The organism is Lysobacter sp. Root604, from assembly GCF_001427505.1.
In the GTDB taxonomy this organism is placed as follows: domain Bacteria; phylum Pseudomonadota; class Gammaproteobacteria; order Xanthomonadales; family Xanthomonadaceae; genus Lysobacter.
Map to the genome: position 1 here is coordinate 160,015 of NZ_LMGS01000011.1, position 19,906 is coordinate 179,920.

General features: G+C 65.6%; 24 protein-coding genes and 2 tRNA genes. 22 read left to right on the plus strand and 4 right to left on the minus strand.

Translation table 11 applies throughout. From position 1 onward, the window contains the following. Position 1: 1 nt before the first annotated feature. The 4 genes from ASD69_RS18055 (at position 2) to ASD69_RS18070 (ending at position 2,424) form a co-directional block, all read left to right on the plus strand. Positions 2-418, plus strand: coding sequence for a phage tail protein (locus ASD69_RS18055; RefSeq protein ID WP_056181663.1), 417 nt, complete (start codon positions 2-4; stop codon positions 416-418). After that, positions 415-1,428: a phage late control D family protein gene (locus ASD69_RS18060; RefSeq protein WP_056181667.1), complete on the plus strand. Its 1,014-nt coding sequence runs from the start codon at positions 415-417 to the stop codon at positions 1,426-1,428. Before ASD69_RS18055 ends, ASD69_RS18060 begins: the two co-directional genes overlap by 4 nt. A gap of 44 nt (positions 1,429-1,472) precedes the next feature. Beyond that, positions 1,473-1,727 (plus strand): hypothetical protein, encoded by a 255-nt coding sequence (locus tag ASD69_RS18065; RefSeq protein WP_056181670.1) that lies wholly within the window; start codon positions 1,473-1,475, stop codon positions 1,725-1,727. A 253-nt stretch (positions 1,728-1,980) separates the two neighbouring features. Further along, on the plus strand, positions 1,981-2,424 hold the full coding sequence (locus tag ASD69_RS18070) for a hypothetical protein (RefSeq protein ID WP_056181673.1): 444 nt from the start codon (positions 1,981-1,983) through the stop codon (positions 2,422-2,424). Here the strand turns inward: ASD69_RS18070 and ASD69_RS18075 are convergent. Together ASD69_RS18075 and ASD69_RS18080 are read right to left on the minus strand one after the other, a co-directional pair. Further along, the gene (locus ASD69_RS18075; protein ID WP_056181678.1) at positions 2,370-3,950 is read right to left on the minus strand and encodes an MASE1 domain-containing protein; all 1,581 of its coding nucleotides are present in this window, start codon (positions 3,948-3,950) and stop codon (positions 2,370-2,372) included. The two genes, ASD69_RS18070 and ASD69_RS18075, sit on opposite strands and share 55 nt — an antisense overlap. Before the next feature lie 26 nt (positions 3,951-3,976). Beyond that, positions 3,977-4,591: a helix-turn-helix transcriptional regulator gene (locus tag ASD69_RS18080; protein ID WP_082576624.1), complete on the minus strand. Its 615-nt coding sequence runs from the start codon at positions 4,589-4,591 to the stop codon at positions 3,977-3,979. Between the two features lie 85 nt (positions 4,592-4,676). On the opposite strand from ASD69_RS18080, the gene ASD69_RS18085 reads away from it, so the two are divergent. From ASD69_RS18085 to ASD69_RS18140, 13 genes are all read left to right on the plus strand, one after another. After that, positions 4,677-4,907, plus strand: a complete 231-nt coding sequence (locus ASD69_RS18085; protein WP_056181686.1) for a DNA-binding protein — start codon at positions 4,677-4,679, stop codon at positions 4,905-4,907. Continuing rightward, complete coding sequence (locus ASD69_RS18090; RefSeq protein WP_056181689.1) at positions 4,907-5,233, plus strand: ogr/Delta-like zinc finger family protein; 327 nt, start codon at positions 4,907-4,909, stop codon at positions 5,231-5,233. Before ASD69_RS18085 ends, ASD69_RS18090 begins: the two co-directional genes overlap by 1 nt. 9 nt (positions 5,234-5,242) lie before the next feature. Continuing rightward, entirely contained in the window at positions 5,243-5,530 is a 288-nt protein-coding gene (locus tag ASD69_RS22095; protein WP_157499307.1) for a hypothetical protein, read from the plus strand. Next, the gene (locus tag ASD69_RS22100; protein WP_157499309.1) at positions 5,527-5,736 is read left to right on the plus strand and encodes a hypothetical protein; all 210 of its coding nucleotides are present in this window, start codon (positions 5,527-5,529) and stop codon (positions 5,734-5,736) included. The genes ASD69_RS22095 and ASD69_RS22100 overlap by 4 nt, the downstream gene beginning before the upstream one ends. Before the next feature lie 4 nt (positions 5,737-5,740). After that, positions 5,741-8,440, plus strand: a complete 2,700-nt coding sequence (locus ASD69_RS18100) for a toprim domain-containing protein (protein WP_056181694.1) — start codon at positions 5,741-5,743, stop codon at positions 8,438-8,440. A gap of 314 nt (positions 8,441-8,754) precedes the next feature. Continuing rightward, the gene (locus ASD69_RS18105; RefSeq protein ID WP_056181697.1) at positions 8,755-8,976 is read left to right on the plus strand and encodes a hypothetical protein; all 222 of its coding nucleotides are present in this window, start codon (positions 8,755-8,757) and stop codon (positions 8,974-8,976) included. Continuing rightward, positions 8,973-9,236 (plus strand): hypothetical protein, encoded by a 264-nt coding sequence (locus tag ASD69_RS18110; protein ID WP_056181700.1) that lies wholly within the window; start codon positions 8,973-8,975, stop codon positions 9,234-9,236. Before ASD69_RS18105 ends, ASD69_RS18110 begins: the two co-directional genes overlap by 4 nt. Positions 9,237-9,315: 79 nt before the next feature. After that, the gene (locus tag ASD69_RS21400) at positions 9,316-9,732 is read left to right on the plus strand and encodes a hypothetical protein (RefSeq protein ID WP_056181703.1); all 417 of its coding nucleotides are present in this window, start codon (positions 9,316-9,318) and stop codon (positions 9,730-9,732) included. A 161-nt stretch (positions 9,733-9,893) separates the two neighbouring features. Beyond that, positions 9,894-10,163: a hypothetical protein gene (locus ASD69_RS21405; RefSeq protein ID WP_082576615.1), complete on the plus strand. Its 270-nt coding sequence runs from the start codon at positions 9,894-9,896 to the stop codon at positions 10,161-10,163. Next, a complete protein-coding gene (locus ASD69_RS18120; protein WP_235567264.1) occupies positions 10,160-10,516 on the plus strand; it encodes a hypothetical protein in 357 nt (118 codons plus the stop codon). The genes ASD69_RS21405 and ASD69_RS18120 overlap by 4 nt, the downstream gene beginning before the upstream one ends. Then, positions 10,509-10,889 carry a hypothetical protein gene (locus ASD69_RS18125; RefSeq protein WP_157499311.1) on the plus strand — a complete coding sequence of 127 codons (381 nt, stop codon included), beginning with the start codon at positions 10,509-10,511 and terminating at the stop codon, positions 10,887-10,889. The genes ASD69_RS18120 and ASD69_RS18125 overlap by 8 nt, the downstream gene beginning before the upstream one ends. Positions 10,890-10,908: 19 nt before the next feature. Continuing rightward, entirely contained in the window at positions 10,909-11,208 is a 300-nt protein-coding gene (locus ASD69_RS18130; RefSeq protein ID WP_056181710.1) for a hypothetical protein, read from the plus strand. A 510-nt stretch (positions 11,209-11,718) separates the two neighbouring features. Then, the gene (locus ASD69_RS18140; RefSeq protein ID WP_056181714.1) at positions 11,719-12,717 is read left to right on the plus strand and encodes a tyrosine-type recombinase/integrase; all 999 of its coding nucleotides are present in this window, start codon (positions 11,719-11,721) and stop codon (positions 12,715-12,717) included. Positions 12,718-12,786: 69 nt separating this feature from the next. On the opposite strand, the gene ASD69_RS18145 is transcribed toward ASD69_RS18140, so the two are convergent. Both ASD69_RS18145 and ASD69_RS22105 read right to left on the minus strand, forming a co-directional pair. Continuing rightward, a tRNA-Asn gene (locus ASD69_RS18145) sits at positions 12,787-12,863 on the minus strand. Between the two features lie 69 nt (positions 12,864-12,932). Next, the gene (locus ASD69_RS22105; RefSeq protein WP_157499313.1) at positions 12,933-13,382 is read right to left on the minus strand and encodes a hypothetical protein; all 450 of its coding nucleotides are present in this window, start codon (positions 13,380-13,382) and stop codon (positions 12,933-12,935) included. A gap of 235 nt (positions 13,383-13,617) precedes the next feature. On the opposite strand from ASD69_RS22105, the gene uvrB reads away from it, so the two are divergent. The 5 genes from uvrB (at position 13,618) to ASD69_RS18175 (ending at position 19,840) form a co-directional block, all read left to right on the plus strand. Continuing rightward, positions 13,618-15,651 (plus strand): excinuclease ABC subunit UvrB, encoded by a 2,034-nt coding sequence (gene uvrB, locus ASD69_RS18155; RefSeq protein ID WP_056181952.1) that lies wholly within the window; start codon positions 13,618-13,620, stop codon positions 15,649-15,651. Between the two features lie 122 nt (positions 15,652-15,773). Further along, positions 15,774-15,848: transfer RNA gene (locus tag ASD69_RS18160), tRNA-Val, on the plus strand. Between the two features lie 447 nt (positions 15,849-16,295). Beyond that, a complete protein-coding gene (thrS, locus tag ASD69_RS18165) occupies positions 16,296-18,197 on the plus strand; it encodes a threonine--tRNA ligase (protein WP_056181721.1) in 1,902 nt (633 codons plus the stop codon). Between the two features lie 102 nt (positions 18,198-18,299). Next, positions 18,300-18,824, plus strand: a complete 525-nt coding sequence (infC, locus tag ASD69_RS18170) for a translation initiation factor IF-3 (protein ID WP_082576627.1) — start codon at positions 18,300-18,302, stop codon at positions 18,822-18,824. 341 nt (positions 18,825-19,165) lie between these two features. Next, entirely contained in the window at positions 19,166-19,840 is a 675-nt protein-coding gene (locus ASD69_RS18175; protein WP_056181956.1) for an ankyrin repeat domain-containing protein, read from the plus strand. Positions 19,841-19,906: the final 66 nt, after the last annotated feature.

The window sequence follows — 19,906 nt, forward strand, 5'->3', positions numbered from 1 at the left end:
AATGATGATGGCCCTCGGAACCTTCGTTTTCTCTCTCCCCCAGCTCGCGTATCAGCAGCTGCAGCGCGCCGCGGCGTGGCGCCACAGCAGCAGCGAGCGTGTCGGTGCCCGCGCCGCCCACCAGTACCTCGGGCCCGGCGAGGAAACGATCGAGCTCAGCGGCTTGATCGCGCCGGAACTGACCGGAGATCCCGCATCGCTCGACACCCTACGCGACCTGGCCAATCAGGGTCGGCCGCTGTCGCTGGTCGACGGAACCGGGGCCGTTTACGGCGCGTTCGCGATCACGTCGATCAACGAGACCAAGACCCTGTTCTTCCCGGACGGCGCGGCGCGGCGGATCGAGTTCCAGCTCTCGCTGCTGCGGGTGGACGATGAGGACATGGCGGACGCCGCCGACCAGGGCGCCCAGCGGTGACCGAGAGCGCTAAGCCCTATCCGGTGCCCGCCTGGCGCGTGATCCTGGACGGCAAGGATCTGACCCAGCGCCTACGGCCGCGACTGCTGGATCTGACGCTCGCCGAGGCGCGCGGCGGCGAGGCTGATCAGCTCGACTTGGTCATCCACGACCACGATGGCCGAATGGCGTTGCCACGGCGTGGCGTAGAGCTGTCCGTCGCCCTGGGTTGGGAGGACGGCGGCCTCATCGAGAAGGGCACGTTCCGCGTCGACGAAGTCGAACACAGCGGGGCGCCGGACGTGATCACGGTCCGCGCACGCAGCGCCGACCTGAGCCGTCCCATGCGGACCCGGCGCGAGCGCAGCTGGCACCAGGTCACGCTGGGCGACGTGGTGCGCAGCCTGGCCGGCGAACATGGCCTCCAGGCGCGCATAGCGGCCTCCCTGGCGCGCGTCCCGATTGCCCACCTGGACCAGACTGGCGAGAGCGACGTGCACCTGCTGACGCGCCTGGGGACGCGCTACGACGCGGTCGCCACGGTCAAGGCCGGGAGTCTGCTGTTCATGCCGATCGGCAGCGGCACCACCGCGACGGGCCGGTCGTTGCCGACCGCGCAGATCACCCGCGCCGCCGGCGACAGGCACCGGTACGGGCTGGTCGACCGCGACACCTACAGCGGAGTGCGCGCGTACTGGAACAACAAGCCCGGGGCGAATCGGAAGTCCGTGCTGGTCGGCCAGAGCGGGAATGCCAAGCGCTTGCGCGACACCTACAACAGCGAGGCCGAAGCCCGAGAGCAGGCCAGCGCGGAGTGGAAGCGCATCCAACGCGGCGCCGCGAAGCTGGAGTACACGCTGGCGCTCGGCCGCGCTGACCTGTTTCCCGAACAGAAGATGCGCGTTCAAGGTTTCAAGCCGGAGATCGACGGCACCGCCTGGCTGATCGCGAAGACCACGCACACCATCACCGGCTCGGGTGGCTTCACCACGCAGCTGGAGTTAGAGACCGACGCTGGCGGCGGATCCTGATCCGTTGCCAGTTCCGCGGTGCCCACCCTCAGGAGGAAATCCACATGAAGTCCACGCTGTCCCTGCTGCTGTTCTTGATGCTGTCCCTGTTCACGTCGATCGCCCTGGCGTCCGGTTCGCCGACGGCCGGCGCCTCGGGTGGCGGCGCGCTGTTCGTGGTGTTGTTGCTGGTCGCCGGCGCGGCCTTCTACCTGTACCGTCGCCGGCGCAAGTTCAAGCCCGCCAGCGACGCCAGATTCGGCGGCGCCGGCGGGGGCCACGGCGGCACTGGCTCAAGGCCGCCGAACCAGCAGCAGTAACTTTACGCCGCACACGAATGACGACGGCCGCCGGCGCTTCCCGGCGGCCTTTTTCGTGCCGTGTCAGAATTTTCCTACGCGGACGCGCGGCGCTCTCCTACTCGGACGGCCCGGGTACCCTGCCGGTAGCCGCTCCCGTAACAAGCCGAGAGGCGGCGTGATCGTAATCACAGTACGGTACTGTCGTCGGGCAATATCCCGACCCGGGGAGGGGCCGGCAGGCTCATACCCCATTCAAGCCAAGGAGGAACGAATGCCCATCCGCTTCAAATTTGCCCTGGTCCTGGGCCTCGCGTTGATCGCGAGCCCGCTGGCCAGCTTCGCCTGCTGCCCTGGCGATGGAAACAGCCCGCAAAAGGCCGCCAGCGTCGGTCTCGGCGAAACGCACCCGATCGCTGTGGATCTCGCCGCGGACGCGACGTGGAGCGTCTACGAGTTCCAGCGCGACGGAATCCGCTACGTGCAGGCCAACGACAGCGCGGGCACGGTGAGGACCGCGATCGGCCGTATCGGCGACACGTTCTGGGTTCTGCCCGTCGGCACCGACGCCGATCGCGTGCAGGTGCCCGGCAACTCGACGGTGATTCCGGCCTACTGGAGCGCTCGACGGGTCTACGCCACCGATGCGCTCGAAGTGTGGGTCTATCGGACCGCCAGCGGCGACTGGTGGGCGGTGAAGGCAGCTTCCACGGAATGAGGCGCGCTGGTCGCGTCGATCGGCTCGACCAGCAGAAAGCTCACCTGGTTCACATGGCGGCGCTTCATCGCGCCGCCATGTGTTTTTACGCGGCCCTCAAGCTCCAACGCGGCCAGCATCGACGTCTGGTTCGGCTCCACGGCCTGGCCAGCCACCGCGATGACGGACACCACGATGCCGCGACGGCCGCCGCCGTTCCAAACGCGAGCACGTACAATCTGGCGGATCGGATCACCCTGGGAAAGCAGCGCCGCCGCGTTGCACGCGCAGCGATAGGCGGCCAGCTGCAGGTCGACCGAGAGCGAACGGGCCTTGCCGCGCAGCTTGAACCGCACGTCGCTACCGCCAGCCCATACGCTGGAAAACGCGACCGACTGCAGCACGTCGTATAGGCCTTGCTGCTCGATTCGAAGGGGATAGAGGGCAGCGGCGTGCTCATCGAACAGTTGCGCATCCTTAGTTCCGGCGCGCTTCAAGTCTTCCGCTGCAGCGCTGTGGCCCATGTCTTCCAGCCACTGGACCATCTGGTGCCGGGACTCGTCCCGATGCGACTGGATCTGCGCCATCGCCAACACGCGATCGCGCAAGTGCCGCTCGGTCGAAACGAAGCTGGTCTGGGCGATCCGCAATGCATGGTGCTCGGCGACGCCGAGCTTGCGAGCGCGGTCGAAGTGGGCAGAGATCACCGAGCCGAACACAAACAGCGCGGTAGCCGCCAATGCGAGCACCTGCTGCGCGACGAAGGCGACTGAGTCGTGCGCGCCGGCGGTGTCGAAAGCCGTCGTAGGAAGCCCGAAGGCAATGCTGGCCATGGCGATGCCGAGGGACGCACCGCGCCAGCCGTGTAGAAACGTCAGCACGATAGCGGGCACGATCATCAAGAGGAGCAACAGCTGGCGTAGGGCTGGCTCGCTTCCTCCCAGGTTCGCGGCGAAGTACGCAACGGCGGTCAGGCCTACGGCGATGCCCAGGTGCGCCAACAGGCGCCGAGGGTTGATCATCCCGTCGTTGCGGCGCATCCACACCATGAGCGCCGGAACGAAGATGAACATGCCGAGGTACTGGCCAACGCTGTAGCGCATGAAGTTTTCCAGCGTGTTGCTGGATGCCGGGCCGGATAGCCCGTAGTTCAACGACATGTTGACCAATGCCGTCCACACCGCGATCGACAGCGCGACGACGGGGAACCAGCGCTCGCGGCCGCCGATATCGCCAAGGTAGCGACGAAACAGCAGCGGCACCACGGAAATCAGGGGCGCGAGTAGGAACGGGCTCAAGTAGGCCCACTGTTCGCTGTATTGCTCGGCTTTAGGGCCGCGCAACACAAGGAAGGCGGCGGCGTCGCCGGTGAAGATGTAGGGCCAAAACCGTGTGGGTAGCAACAGCATCGCAGCTGCGCGAATGCCAGCCGGCAGGTACCACTGATCAACGGAAAGGCGCCATGCGCCAAGCATCAATGCGCCATAGACGACGCTAAAACCCAGGTCCTGAAGGATGGACCTAAAACGACTGCCAACAACTTCCATGCTGCCCCCTGTGTCCTTTCGTTTGATTACAGCACACCCACAACAGCACCGAAGATCTCCAAACTGCTTTGGTCATCTTTGTACACGTCCGTGGATTCGGCTCCTTTTCCGAATCCAACCACTGACCAATGGTCTCGCCGATGCAGCACGCGGCGGATGTCTGGCCGCCCCCACAGCGTGTACGCATACGTATTACCGTCGATTAAATCCGACAGCTGAGATTGCGTAACGTCCACCAGCACCAGTTGGTGTCGTTCGATCTCGGGCTCCATCGCACGCGACGGGTTGAAGGCCCAGCGAATGCTCGCGATCGAGGCCATGCCGATCTTTCGCTGCACCAGGAACTCCGGCAGCAAGATCGTCGTTGGGCCTTCGGTCGGCCCGAAGCCCGGCAGCGCCTCAAGCTCGATGTGCCCGGCGATCTCGCCGCCCTCGCGCTTGCCGCTGAACACGTACTGCACGTCCACGCCACGCGCGGAAACCAGCACCAAATAGGCCACGTCGGGTGCTGTCGCGCCGCTCTCGTAAGCGCTCTGCGTCTTTCGGCTGACTCCGCCGACCTCGGCGAAGTCCTGCTGGCTCATTCCGAGCCGGACGCGCTCTTCCCTGAGGCGTGCGCAGATTTGTGCCACGTCATCCATAAATATTCCCATCACCCTATTGACATGGGTAGTTTTCTACCCAATGATTCACCTAAGTTTCCCACTTCTTCACTTTATTTAACCAATGACCGACGCACAAGGGCCTGAATTGAAGACGCCAGAGGAAGCCCTGGCAGAGCTCGACCGGCACGGCACGTCGATCGCGGCGTTCGCCCGCATGCACGAGCTGAGCTACGCAACGGTCTACCAGGTGCTGCACGGCAAGAAGAAGGGGCTGCGCGGCGAGGCGCATCGCGCCGCGGTGCTGCTGGGCCTTAAGGCCGGCGTGATCGAAAGCCAGGGGAGAGCCGAGTAATGGGCGCCTTCAGTTCTACGAAGCGCGTGGTGTTCCGTTGTGAGGCGTGCGGTGGCGTGCTGATCAAGCGCACGAGCTACCTCTCGCACCATCACCTGCGCCACGACACCTACGTTTGCGATAACCCGGTCTGTTCGGCTAGCTACACCGGCCACACGGAGCTGACCGGCATCGCCAGCCCGAGCGGCATGCCCAATGCCCGACCGAGCGAATTGCCGGAAACGCCGGCCTACGCGCGCCACGTTGCGCTCCGGGCCTACCGAGAAGCCAACGCAGACCAGCAGCCCGACCTACTCGACAGCCTGCCGGCTACCGCCGACCACTGAGGCCCCCCAATGCTCCGTACGACCGAACTGGCGGCTCTGCCGTCGACGCTACAGCTTTGCCTGCAGTCAGCCGATCGCTGCGCCGGCCTGATCCAAACAGCCCATTTTCGGGCGTTTGTGCCGCGCAAGTTCCACGCCCAGGAAGTGGGCGCCAGCTACGCCCCTGCGAGCGTCAGCGCCCTGCTGCAGGTGGGGCTACTGGCTTGTAACGCGACCTTCAACAACATCGTCCACATCACCGACGACGGCGTCGAGATGCTGAATACCGGCTACTCCCACCGAGAGGTGATGCCATGAGGCCAGACACCGGTTGGTCCACCGTGCAGATGCCGGTCTACGTGTCCGTCAACCACCACCAGAAGCCGACCTACGTCGACCCCGTTCTGAAGGCGCAGGAAGCGGCCACGCTCCGCGCCCAGGTCGAGGCCTTCCTCAGCGCCGGCAACGAGATCGAGCAAGCGAGCACACCGCGTCCGTCAAAGCGCAACGGACGCAAGGCCTGATCACATGCAAGAGGATCTCCGCTCCCAGGTCCTGGACCGGCTGAAGCGCGACTACGGGCTCCAGCACCGACCCGGCACCGACTACATGCGCGGCGGGAAGTGCCCATCGTGCGGTAAGAAAGAGCTGTACACCGGCCACCTGAAGCCGTGGGTCGTGCGGTGCGGACGCCAATCCAAGTGCGGCCGCGAGCTGCACGTCAAGGATCTGTACGACGATCTGTTCGACGACTGGTCCAAGCGGTTCGCGCAGACGCCGGCAAGCCCTAACGCGGCCGCCGACGCCTATCTGGAGTTCAACCGCGGCTTCGCCCTGAAAGACCTGCGCGGGCTCTACACGCAGGAAACCTATTACGACCGCAAGCTGCAGGCCGGCACCGCGACTGTGCGATTCCCCCTGCAAAAGGGTGGCTATTGGGAGCGCCTGATCGACCGGCCGCATCGGTTCGGAAAGCAGAAGGCCCGCTTCAAGCCGGGCGAGAGCTACGCCGGGGTGTGGTGGGCGGTCCCGGCTGTCGATGTGCTGCTGGACACCGCCACAGAGGTCTGGATTGTCGAGGGCATCTTCGATTCGATCGCGCACATGCTGCACGGCAATGCCGCCGTGTCGGCTATGAGCAGCAACGCATTCCCAGAAGAGTCGCTGCGCGCCCTCGCCAAGCGTCGCGCCGGCAACCTGCCAACGCTTATCTGGGGCCTCGACAATGAGCCCGGCGCACGCGACTACATTCGCAAGCACGTCCGGCGCGCCGAAGCGCTTGGCTTCCGTTCACGCGCTGCGCAGATTCCGCAGCGCGATGGCAAGAAAACCGATTGGAACGACCTTCACCTGCGCGCCTGCGCAATCTCCGAAGCCGAAGGCGCGGCCAAGCAATGGGCCGGCGACATCGCCGAGGCGCGCTACCAGGGCGACGTGCTGCTGGCCAAGAGCGCGATCGAGAAGGGTCTGCTGATGTACGGCCACCATCAGCGCCCGGGCTTCCATCTGGAACATCGCTCGCGCCTGTACTGGTTCGAATTCGACAAGCTGCGCTACGAGAAGCTGCGGCGCGAATACTCGGCGGACAAGGGCGTCGAAGAGGACGAGCTGGAGGAGGACCAAGAGGACAAGTTGCGCCGTGCGGCGGCGACCGTGCACGAAATCGCCAACTGCTACCCCGAGGCACTGTACTTCCAGCGCAACGAGGTAACGGACGAGTCCTGGTACTTCTTCCGGGTCGATTTCCCGCACGACTCCCCAAGCGTAAAGGGCACCTTTACATCGTCCCAAACGCTCAACGGCCCCACGTTCCGGGACCGGCTGGCCAGCTTCGCGCCCGGCGCCGTGTTCGATGGCACCGCCGCGCAGTTGATCCACGTCATGAAGGATCAGCTGTTCAACATCAAGACCGTCGACGCGATCGACTTCATCGGCTACAGCAAGGAACACCGCGCCTATCTGCTAGGCGAACTGGCCGTGCGCGAGGGCGAACTGGTCCAGGTCAACGCCGAGGACTACTTCGACTTCGACAAGCTGCGGCTCAAGAGCACCCAGAAGTCCATCCGGCTGCGCCTGCAGCGCGACGCCGAGGCGTACCGCGAGGACTGGCTGCCGTGGCTGTGGCTTTGCTTTGGCACGCACGGCATCGTGGCATTGGCCTATTGGTTCGGGTCCCTGTTCGCCGAGCAGATCCGCGATGTGCACGAATCGTTCCCGTTCCTGGAGGCCACCGGTGAGGCCGGCGCCGGCAAGACCACCCTGCTGACCTTCCTGTGGAAGCTGCTGGGCCGCCAGGACTACGAGGGCTTCGACCCTGCGAAGTCATCGGTCGCCGGCCGTTCGCGCGCCATGGGCCAGATCGCCAACATGCCCGTCGTGCTGCTGGAAGCCGACCGCAGTCAGCCGGACAAGGCCCACGCCAAGAGCTTCGATTGGGACGAGCTGAAGGACTTTTTCGGCGGCGGCACCCTGCGCACGCGCGGCGTCCGCAACGGCGGCAACGAAACGTACGAGCCGCCGTTTCGCGGCACGATCGTCATCAGCCAGAACGCACCGGTCGACGCGTCCGAGGCGATCTTGACCCGTATCGTCAAGCTGCATTTCAAGCGCCCCAACGTCACCACCGAAAGCCGGGAAGCGGCCGACAACCTCAACGCGCTACCGGTCGACGCGCTGTCCCATTTCCTGCTGAAGGCCGTACGGGCGGAGGGCCAGGTCCTGGCCAAGTTCACCGAGCGCGTGCGCGTGTATGAGGCTGCGCTACGCGAGAAGAAAGACATCCGCATCGAGCGCGTGATCAAGAACCACGCGCAGATGCTGGCCCTGCTGGACTGCCTGCGGCTGGTTGTGGCGCTGCCGGCGGAAATGGTCGAGGCGACGCGCCAAGCGTTGGTCGATATGGCCCTGGACCGCCAGCGCGCCATCAGCGCCGACCATCCGCTGGTCGCTGAGTTCTGGGAGGTCTACGAGTTTCTGGAAGGCCTCACCGACAAGCCGGTGGTGAATCACTCGCGTGATCCGAACACCATCGCGATCAACCTGAATGAGTTCGCGGCAAAGGCCGCCTATCACTCGCAGCAACTGGCCGACCTGAAGGTCCTGCGCACGCTGCTGCGCGACTCACGGCGCCACAAGTGCCTGGATGCCAACGTAGCGGTGAACAGTCTGATACGCGCCGGAAACAATGGCGCCTCTAGCATCATCAAGTGCTGGACGTTCAAGAAATGAACGCCGGAATCGCGCTTGGCCGCGAGGACTTGACTACCGCCCCAGTTCGGAGCAACCTCTGGTCCGTTGCCGCCAAATCGGCGACCGGGCTTGGCAGCCCGAACACTCAGGCGCACCAGCGCCCATCGATCGATGACCGGCGCTTTTTTATTGCCCGCTGTGTCGTCGCGGGCGCATGCCAGCCAGCTCTACGGCGGGCGGTGTGCGGAGACCGTAAGGTCTGCCGGCTCCTGAGTCCGGTCTGCCAACCGCGCACCGTCCGTCACCTCGTTTGGCAGCGAGTGGGCGGACTCCAATCTACTCAGGAGCCCCGCATGTCGCACGACACCCCAGTTGCGTCCAGCAACCCGCGCCGCGAAATCGCCGCAGCGTTCGGCGAGATCGCCAACACCATCGACTGGAATCTCAACGCCTGGCTGGCGCTTATGGCGAAGCTGCAGGCGGTCGACAAACCCGTCCTGACGCTGACGCTGGCCGAGGTGGTCGCCGCAATCAACCAGATTCATGACCAACTCGGCCACGAGGTGCAGGGATGAGCGCGCGCAATCCGCCCTCACTGCCGGATGGCTTCAGTTACGTGTTCAGCGAGGAAGACATGAATCGCCTCTGGCGCGCCCAGCAGGCCACCACGCTACTCGCGGCCCTCTCCAACGAAGCTGTGCGCTTCGTCAACGTGAGCCGCGACAGTACGGCCGCCGTGGCCGAGTACATCGCACAGGACGTGATGGACGTTCTGAGCAAAGCGCAACGCATTGGCCCGATGCCACCACCACCCCGCGGCTCAGATTTGACCTGAGTCGAAACAGAGGGTCCGGCGGGCGGCGTTAGAGCGCCGCCCCTGGGCCTTCCCTCTACGAAGCCTAGGAGCTTTAGCCATGCAACAGCAGACCGAAGTTACGGCCGCCGCGACACAGTCGCAGGGGGCCGGCACCGGACCCGGCGCGGAGGCTACCACGCCCACCTTCATTGGCCACGAAGTCGCCCTGACCGGCGGCGAATGCTCGGTGGTGGTGATGCTGCAGATCCGCCGCAATCGCATCGCCCTGGTCGCCACGCTCGACATGGGCGGCCTGCGGACCGTGAGCCGCACCTGGTCGGCCGATGCCGACAGCGGCTGGCGCACGCGCGACCCGGAGTTCATCACGGCGGAAGACCGCATCGGCGTCGAGCTGGCCGAGTACCTGGACGGCCTGGAACTGCCGTCCCGGGTCGCGCAGATGCTGCCGAGGCCGCCAACCGCAGCCGGCGCCGCCGCCATGGCTGAGGCCGCCAAGGAGGTGCGTCGTGCTTGAGCTGGCCATCCTCTCGATCGCGCCGGCCGTAGGGGGCGCCTTGCTGTACCGGTTATGGATCCACCGCTCCCCACGCGCTGCCCACGTCGGCCTAGCCGTGGGCCAGATCCCCGTCGCCCTGCGTCGCCGACGCGTAATGGCCGTGCGCCGCGAGGTGACCCATGTCTAAGTCCATCGTCGTGTACGGCCCCATGGCCAGCGGTAAAACGCTGAACGCTACTGCGCTGTGCAAGGCCTACGGCCTGCGCCGCGTGGTTGAGCTGGACGACCGTCCGCTGGATGGAAAGCGGCAGCTCAGCGCCGAAGGCGTGCTGATGTTGACCTGCTCCCATTCACTTGCCGAGGAAACCGCACGCCGGCTCGGCGTAAAGCTGGTGAGCATCGCTGAAGCTCGCCAACGAGCGGGTAGCACGTGGAGGGCACCGCGATGAACACTCGCGTTCTGACTCGCGCAGAGCTGAAAGCTCTGTACCCTGCACCGGCGCCGCCGACACTCGATGAACTGGCCGCGATCGAACGGCTTCTCGCCATCGCCGAACGCGATACCGGTCAGTCACGCCGCGCCGCCAACTTCTTGTTGGCCTGGTGGAACGCGGACAGGGATGGAGGCTTCGATCTCACGGACCTATGGGCGGTCGACACCGCGCTCGCGCGCGACATGGTGACCGTCTTCGTCATGGTCGCGCGTGTCCATAGCTATCCCGACACGCTCGGCTACGGCTCTCGCTTTGAACCCCTGGTAGACGCCTGGCGCCCGAAGCGCGGCGGGGGTGACCGTGGCTGAGTCGATGATTCTTCAATCCCGCCAGATCGGTCGCTCCCATCGTGCCCGTGCCTTGGCCGCACGACGGAAGCTGCACGATGCTCAGCTCAAGCATGCGGACACGCTTACCGCCAGCGAAGTCGACCGCCAAGACCGCGAACTGTCGGACTGGATCAACCAATGCGAACAGGCTGGGGAAGAAAGCCTACGTTGGGCCGCTCGCTTCATCGGCGGTGCCGTCGATTCAGCGAGTAGCGGCTACGGCACTAGCAAGGCCGACACGCGCTACGTGGATCTCCGCATGCCCTTTTTAGAGTACGCGCGAGAAGCTCTGGGACGGCGGTTTCCGACCCCGCTGGAAAGCGAAGGGGAGCTAACCAATGACTGCTTCTGAGTCCGTTAGGGCGCCCCACATGCCTAAATGCGAGCCCCTCGACGCATGGGTGATTGTCGTCGGAGGAGGCTACGGCGCCTTCCTGTACCTCGGCACCGAAACTGAAGCCGAGGGCATGCGCGCCCACAAAGCCCGCTGGGAGCGCGCGATTGCGCGGAAACGACGAGCGACCGCCAGCGAAATTACAAGCGGCTGCGTGTCGCAGTGCCTGAATCATCCCGGCTTCAACAACCGCTCCGTCTACGACGACTGCCCCTGCCACGACGAATTCTGCGTTGCAGATGCCATAGCGCACATGAAACGCGAGGTGAAGCCGTGACTCAACGCCAGATCCAGCACGAGGACGCGCTGCCGGCCTGCAGGACCGGCCACGCCGCCCGCCACATCCTAGACTCGCGTCGGCCGGACGCCGGTGGTGGCCACTTGGTCGAGTGCCTCTGCAGCCAGACCCGCAAGCACGCCGACTTCGACGCCGCACTCGCGGAATGGAAGCGGGCTCACCAAATTCGCACGCCGCGGCCCCAGGTCCAACAGCCGACCACGAATCTTGTACAGCTGGGGCTGCGGCTCAGGGGAGGTCACGCGCGATGAGCAGCCAAAACGAATCGCCATGGCTTTCGGAGGCAGCTGTTGGCGAGCTGACCGGCCTGCAGCCGACCAGCTACAAGGCGCAATGCAAGAAGCTGGCGCGAATGAACATCAAGTTCGTTCCTAGCGCAACTGGGCGCCCGCTGGTCGAGCGGACGCAGTTGCTGGCAGGAAGTTCCACGCCAGCGGCACCGCGCGCTCGATCTAAGCCCAATTGGGGCGCGCTCAGGAGGGTTGGCTGATGGGGCGCCGCCGCAAGGTCAATGCGCATCTGCCGCTGGGGATTCGCCTTCGATTCGGAACGTACTGGTACGTGCGCGGGAGCGCGCCCTGGGTGAGGCTCGGCCGTGAGTATGGCCCGGCACTCGTCAAATATGCTGGCATTGTGGGCGCGAAGCCTGAGGTGCGCACGATCCAGCAGGCAGTCGCTCAGTACATGGAATGGGCGACCACGCGGAAGAAGAAGCCGTTGCGGGCTTCTACAGTAATTGGCTACAAGACCAGCGCTGCGAACTTGGCGCCGATCTTCGGGCACGTCGAGCTGCAGGATCTAGAAGCAAGCGATGTGTATCGGTACCTGATCGAGCGTGGTGACGTGCAAGCGAATCGCGATCGCGCCTTGCTGTCGGCGGCATACAGTCATGCGAGACGAATCGGCGCGTTTAAGGGTGAAGATCCCACCAAGAAGCTGCAGTTCCGCAACGAAGAGTTACCCAGAAAACGATACATCAACGACGGCGAACTGGCGGTGCTGCTGAGCACGGCGTCGCCTAAGCTCTCCTGCATCCTGCACTTTTCGTACCTGACCGGCCTGCGGCAGAGTGACGTAGTGCGTGTGAAGCTGAGTGATTTCGACGAGGTCGACGGCCTGCTCATAGAGACCGGCAAAACCGGTGCTGTGGTGCCGATCGGTTGGTCCGAGGACTTGCGTGCCTGTGTGGAAGAGGCAAGCCGTCTGTGGACCCGCAAGGAACGCCTCTACCTGTTCGAAAGCGCTCCGCGCGGCCGGCATGCGAAGCGTGGGGTCGGTCCTTACACCACAGGCGGCCTGAAGGCGCTATGGCGCGTTGCCAGGGCCAAGGCGGGCATTAAGGACGTGCGGCTCAACGATTTGCGCCGGAAGGCCGGCAGCGACAAGGACAGCGACGAGGACGCTCAGAATCTGTTGGGGCACGCCGACGTCAAGACGACCCGCCGTCACTACCGCGCGAAGCCCAAAAAAGCGACCCCAGCCCGGTGAAATTTGGGAGGATATGCCGAATTTGGGAGGAATGAAAAAGGCCGCGATTGCTCGCGGCCTCTTAAATTATGGCGCCCGAAGTTGGACTCGAACCAACGACCCCCTGATTAACAGTCAAGTGCTCTAACCGGCTGAGCTATTCGGGCGGGGACGCATATCCTAGGGGGAGGTCCCCGGAGGGTCAAGCCCTGGGCGCGCGTTCGCGCGCGGTGCGGTCACAGCGGGCAGCGATAGGGCTGTTGGGTCCGGGCGCGGCCAGCGGCGTCGATGCGCACTTCGGGCCGCAGGGTCTCGCCGAGACAGGCCGGCTGCCAATGGCTGCTGGCTGGATTCAGGCCGCTGTGGCCGAGCGCAGCGGGGTGGCCGCGAATGGAGCGAATACCCAGCGTGCGCCGCTCGTGGAAGGCCTCGCGCAATCTGGCGTCGGCAACGTCTGGGCGCCGATCACCGGCGCGGTCGGCGAAGGTCGGCCGGCACGAATCCCAGGGTTCATTCGACTGACAGTGTCGGTCGGCGGCGCGCAGGCGCCGCACGCCTTGAGTCCGGCGGGCGGCGGCCGCACTTCTTGCGTAGGCGGCGTCGGCGCCGAGCGCCTGCAGGGTGCAGGCCGGTTGCTGGCGCTCCAGCCTGCGCTCAGGCGTGTCGTCGATGGCCGCAGCGGCCAATCCAGGCCGCCGTTGAGCAGGCCCGGGACCCGCGGAAATTCCGTCGACGCGAGGCCGCGTGCGCGGCTTCGTTGCCCTGCATTCATCTCGCCCGATGCCATTCGGGCTGGACGCCAGCATCCATGCGGGCGTGATGCAGAACCATCGAAACGGCCCTCCGGGTCGTGCAGCAAAACCGCCCGATCGCGCTTCGCGCAGTCTGGGTACACTTGAGGATCGACCGCAGCCGATGACCATGAACGAGCTCATTCATCCCGCAGGTTTCCAACTGGTCGCGCCGTATTCGCCGGCCGGCGATCAACCGCTCGCGATCGACAGCCTGATCGCCGGTTTCGAGAACGGCCTGGCCCAGCAGACCCTGCTGGGCGTGACCGGTTCGGGCAAGACCTACACCATCGCCAACGTGATCCAGTCGGTGCAGAAGCCGACCCTGGTGATGGCGCCCAACAAGACCCTGGCCGCGCAGCTGTACGGCGAGTTCAAGGCCTTCTTCCCGCACAACGCGGTCGAGTACTTCGTCAGCTACTACGACTACTACCAGCCCGAGGCCTACGTTCCGTCCAGCGACACCTTCATCGAGAAGGACAGCTCGGTGAACGAGCACATCGAGCAGATGCGGCTGTCGGCGACCAAGGCCCTGCTGGAGCGTCGCGACACCATCATCGTGTGCACGGTGTCGGCGATCTACGGCCTGGGCGATCCCAACGAATACTTCCGTATGGTCCTGCACATGGTGCGCGGCGAGCGCATCGATCAGCGCGAGCTGATCCGCCGCCTGACCGAGATGCAGTACGCGCGCAACGATACCGAGCTGCGCCGCGGCACCTACCGGGTGCGCGGCGAGGTCATCGACGTGCATCCGGCTGAATCGGAGATGGAAGCGCTGCGCATCGAGCTGTTCGATGGCGAGATCGAGAACCTGACCGCGTTCGATCCGCTCACCGGCGAAACCCTGCGCAAGCTGCCGCGCTACACCATCTATCCCAAGTCGCATTACGTGACCACGCGCCGCACCGTGCTGGACGCGATCGACGCGATCAAGGATGAGTTGCGCCTGCGCCTGGAACAGCTCTATGCGCAGAACAAGTTGGTCGAGGCGCAGCGCCTGGCCCAGCGCACCCAGTTCGATCTGGAGATGCTGGCCGAGGTCGGTTACTGCAACGGCATCGAGAACTACTCGCGCCATCTGACCGGGCACATGCCGGGCGAGCCGCCGCCGTGCTTGTTCGACTATCTGGCGCCGGACGCGTTGCTGGTGGTGGACGAATCGCACGTGACCGTGCCGCAGATCGGCGCGATGTACAAAGGCGACCGTTCGCGCAAGGAAACCCTGGTCGAGTTCGGCTTCCGCCTGCCGTCGGCGCTGGACAACCGGCCGCTGAAGTTCGAGGAGTGGGAAGGCCGTTCGCCGCGCGCGATCTTCGTCTCGGCCACGCCCGGCCCCTACGAGCTGCAGAAGTCGGAAGGGCAGATCACCGAGCTGGTGGTGCGCCCGACCGGCCTGATCGATCCGGTGGTCGAGATCCGTCCGGTCGGCACCCAGGTCGACGACGTGCTCGGCGAGATCAACGAGCGCGTGGCCATGGGCGATCGCGTGCTGATCACCACCCTGACCAAGCGCATGGCCGAAAACCTCACCGAATACCTCGGCGAGCACGGCGTGCGCGTGCGCTATCTGCATTCAGACGTGGACACGGTCGAGCGCGTCGAGATCATCCGCGACCTGCGCCTGGGCAAGTTCGACGTATTGGTCGGCATCAACCTGCTGCGCGAGGGCCTGGACATGCCCGAGGTGTCGCTGGTGGCGATCCTGGACGCCGACAAGGAAGGCTTCCTGCGGTCGACCGGTTCGCTGATCCAGACCATCGGCCGCGCCGCGCGCAATCTGCGCGGCAAGGCGATCCTGTACGCCGACAAGGTCACCCGCTCGATGCAGGCGGCGATCGACGAGACCGACCGCCGCCGCGCGCGCCAGGTCGAGTACAACCTCGAGCACAACATCACCCCGAAGTCGGTGTCCAAGACCGTGGTGGACCTGTTCGAGGGCGCGCGCGCCGATCCGTCCGAGACCGCGCGCGGGCGCGGCAAGACCCGCAAGGTCGCCGAGTCCATGGCCGACTACGCCGCGCTCAGCCCGGCCCAGTTCTCGGCCAAGATCAAGGCGCTGGAGCAGCAGATGTACCAGCACGCCCGCGACCTGGAATTCGAGGAGGCCGCGGCCGTGCGCGACCAGCTGCGCAAGCTCAAGGACGCCGGTTTCGCGGCCTGAGCGCGGTGGTCGGGCCGGCACCCGCGCGCCGGTCGCGCGCGCGGCGCGGACGCTTGTCGGCCGCGCGCCGCTGGGCTACACTGCGCGCCCCTCGCCGGGGAGTTTCACGCAAGTTCGGCGACGGGCGATTAGCTCAGCGGTAGAGCACTACCTTGACATGGTAGGGGTCACAGGTTCGAACCCTGTATCGCCCACCAATTCGGTGACGAAAGGCCTGGCGCGAGCCGGGCCTTTCTGTTTCCGCGCTCCGGCAGGCTTCGGGCGCGCGGATGCGCTCCAGGGCCGGCCAGCGCCGCCGCCGGCGTCGCGCTCGTTGACTTGGCCCCCTTCCGTCCCCAACTATTAGCGGTATCGACGCGGCATCCGGCTGCGTCCCGCGAACAGGTGGCCCGCTTAACCGCCGGCCTAGCGTGCGACATGGACACTACCCGCGCCCATCGTTGAACCGCCCGAGGCAGCTGCGTACGCAGGCGCCCTCGCGGCGCTTTTTTCTTGCCGCCGCTCCCGAACCGCTTTGAACCGCCTTCCCTGAACGTCAGGGCGCCCGCGACCCGGGTCGCGCCCCCGCCGTCCAGGCGACGGCCCCCGCATCTCCCGGGCGCCACCGGCGCCGTTTCCCTACAAGAATCCAGATCCCGAACGCCATGATCGCCATTACCCTCCCCGACGGCAGCCGCCGCGAATTCGAACAGCCCGTATCCGTCATGGAGGTCGCCGCCTCGATCGGCGCCGGCCTGGCCAAGGCCACCGTCGCCGGCGAAGTCGACGGCAAGCTGGTCGACGCCAGCGACCGCATCGACCACGACGCCACGCTGCGCATCATCACGCCCAAGGATCCCGAAGGCGTCGAGATCATCCGCCACTCCTGCGCCCACCTGGTCGGCCACGCGGTCAAGCAGCTGTATCCGAGCGCGAAGATGGTGATCGGCCCGGTGATCGAGGAAGGCTTCTACTACGACATCTGGTACGAGCGCCCGTTCACGCCCGAGGACCTGGCCGCGATCGAAGCGCGCATGATCGAGCTGATCGACAAGGACTACGACGTGATCAAGAAGGTCACGCCGCGCGCGCAGGTGATCGACGTGTTCGCCTCGCGCGGAGAGGACTACAAGCTGCGCCTGGTCGAGGACATGCCCGACGAGCAGGCCATGGGCCTGTACTACCACGAGGAATACGTCGACATGTGCCGCGGCCCGCACGTGCCGAACACGCGCTTCCTCAAGGCCTTCAAGCTGACCCGCATCTCCGGCGCCTACTGGCGCGGCGATTCCAAGAACGAGCAGCTGCAGCGCGTCTACGGCACGGCCTGGGCCGACAAGAAGCAGCTGTCGGCCTATATCCAGCGCATCGAGGAAGCCGAGAAGCGCGACCACCGCCGCATCGGCAAGCAGCAGGACCTGTTCCACCTGCAGGAAGAGGCGCCCGGCCTGGTGTTCTGGCACCCCAAGGGCTGGTCGATCTGGCAGGTGGTGGAGCAGTACATGCGCCGCGTCTACCGCGAAAGCGGCTACGGCGAGGTGCGTTGTCCGCAGATCCTGGACGTGTCGCTGTGGCAGAAGTCCGGCCACTGGGACAACTACAAGGAGAACATGTTCTTCACCGAGTCGGAGAAGCGCACCTACGCGGTCAAGCCGATGAACTGCCCGGGCCACGTCCAGGTGTTCAACCAGGGCCTGCACAGCTACCGCGACCTGCCGATCCGCTACGGCGAGTTCGGTTCCTGCCACCGCAACGAGCCTTCCGGCGCGCTGCACGGCATCCTGCGCGTGCGCGGCTTCACCCAGGACGACGGCCACATCTTCTGCCTGGAGGACCAGATCGAGGCCGAAGTGACCGCCTTCCACCAGCAGGCGCTGGCGGTCTACGGCGATTTCGGCTTCGAGGACATCCAGATCAAGATCGCCCTGCGCCCGGACTCGCGCCTGGGCGACGACGCCACCTGGGACAAGGCCGAGGCCGCCCTGCGCAGCGCCCTGGGCGCCTGCGGGGTGGAATGGCAGGAGCTGCCCGGCGAGGGCGCCTTCTACGGCCCCAAGATCGAATACCACCTCAAGGACGCGATCGGCCGGACCTGGCAGCTGGGCACGATGCAGGTCGATTTCATGATGCCGGGCCGTCTGGGCGCCGAATACGTGGACGAGCACAGCCAGCGCCGGACCCCGGTCATGCTGCACCGGGCCATCGTGGGCTCGATGGAGCGGTTCATCGGCATCCTGATCGAGCACCACGCCGGCCAATTCCCGGCCTGGCTGGCCCCGATCCAGGCCACGGTGATGAACATTACCGACGCCCAGGCCGATTATGTGGATGAGGTCCGGAAACTCCTTGCAAATCAAGGGTTCCGGGTTCAGTCCGATTTGCGGAACGAAAAGATCGGCTATAAGATTCGCGAGCACACGCTGCAGCGCGTGCCGTACCTGCTCGTGGCCGGCGATCGCGAGAAGGAAAATGGCATGATTGCGGTACGCACTCGGGGAGGGGAGGACCTGGGGACGATGACCGTCGCCGAGTTCGCCTCGCGTTTGCACGACGAGAGCGTCGCTTAAGCGCGCAGCACCCAGTTTCAGACCAGCTTGTTCAGACTCCGTCCCGGTGTGATCCGGGACGGCCCGACACGGAAAGCCGTGTCTACATTGGAGATTGCAACAATCAGTACCCCCGAGAAGCCGAACCGTAAGAACCAGGAAATCCGCGTACCGCGCGTGCGCGTGATCGGCAGCGATGGCGAAATGATCGGCGTGCTCACGCGCGACGAAGCGTTGCGCCAGGCCGAAGAGGAAGGCCTGGATCTGGTCGAAATCCAGCCCAACGCCGATCCGCCGGTCTGCAAGATCATGGACTTCGGCAAGTTCCGCTTCGAGCAGCAGAAGAAGGCCAACGAGGCCAAGAAGAAGCAGAAGCAGGTCGAGATCAAGGAACTCAAGTTCCGTCCGGTGACCGACGAAGGCGACTACCAGATCAAGCTGCGCAACATGCGCCGGTTCCTGGAAGAAGGCGACAAGGTCAAGGTCAACATCCGCTTCCGTGGTCGCGAGATGAGCCATCAGGAGCTGGGTCGCGAGATGGCGGCCCGGATCGAGGCCGACCTGGGCGAGGACATCGTGATCGAGTCGCGTCCGCGCCTGGAAGGGCGGCAGATGGTCATGATGATCGCGCCAAAAAAGAAGACCTGATCCCCGGCCGTCGCCGGGTCGGTCCGAAAGCCCCCGCCTCGCGCGGGGGTTTTTGTTTGGCCCCGGCCCCTCCGTGCCGTCCGTCGCGCCGCGCGGCGAGACGGCAGGGGCAGGCCGCCGGAATTGTGATCGGCGGCGCAGTCGGCGCCCGCCGCCCCGGGCCACGACTTGTCCCGGTCATCCCTACACGGCACCATGCGGTGGGGTAGGTGCGCACTGCGCGCGCCACAGAGGTGCTGATGCGACTGGATCGCGCGAAGGCCCGAAGGATGGCGACGACCATCCTGCTGACGATCGCCGCATGCGCGGCATGTACGACTTGCGCCATGGAGAAGAACGCAATGCTCGCAACCCAAGCGCGCCCGCGCGCCCAAGACATCTTCGCCGACCCGGCGGTCGCGGCCCTGGCCGAAGCCGTCGCCGAGGGCGATACCGCGCGCGTCCGCACGCTGGCGCCCGGCGCCGACCTGTCCGCGCGCGGCGACAAGCAGGTGACCCTGCTGCAGTGGGCGCTGCTCAATCAGCGCCTGGACAGCCTGAAGGCGTTGCTGGACGCGGGCGCGGATCCCAAGCAGCCCGGCGTGGACGGCGACACCGTGGTGCACATGGCCGCGGCCGCCAACGATGCGTCTTATCTGACCGAGCTGCTCGCGCGCCGCGTCGATGCGAACGTGCGCAACCCCGAATCCGGCGCCGGCCCGCTGCGCTCGGCGCTGATGGGCGAGCGCGAGGTCCAGTTCCGCGCGCTGCTGGCCGCGGGCGCGGATCCGAACCTGGCCGACCGCGTTGGCAATACGCCGTTGCATATCGCCGGCCAGATCAACGATCCCGAGCGCGCGCTCGATCTGCTCCAGGCCGGTGCCGACGCGAACGCGCGCAACGCCCAGGGACAGACGTTCCAGCGCTATCTGTTCATGACCCGCGCCTCGCTGTTGAACGCGCCCACGCGCAAGCAGCGCGAGGCGGTCGAGGCCTGGCTGAGCGCGCATGGCATTGCATTGGAAGGCGCGCGCTGAGCGCGTGAGAGCAGGACAGGGCGTCGGCCGACCGCGGCCGGCCATATCCGGGGTGAGGGGTTAGGG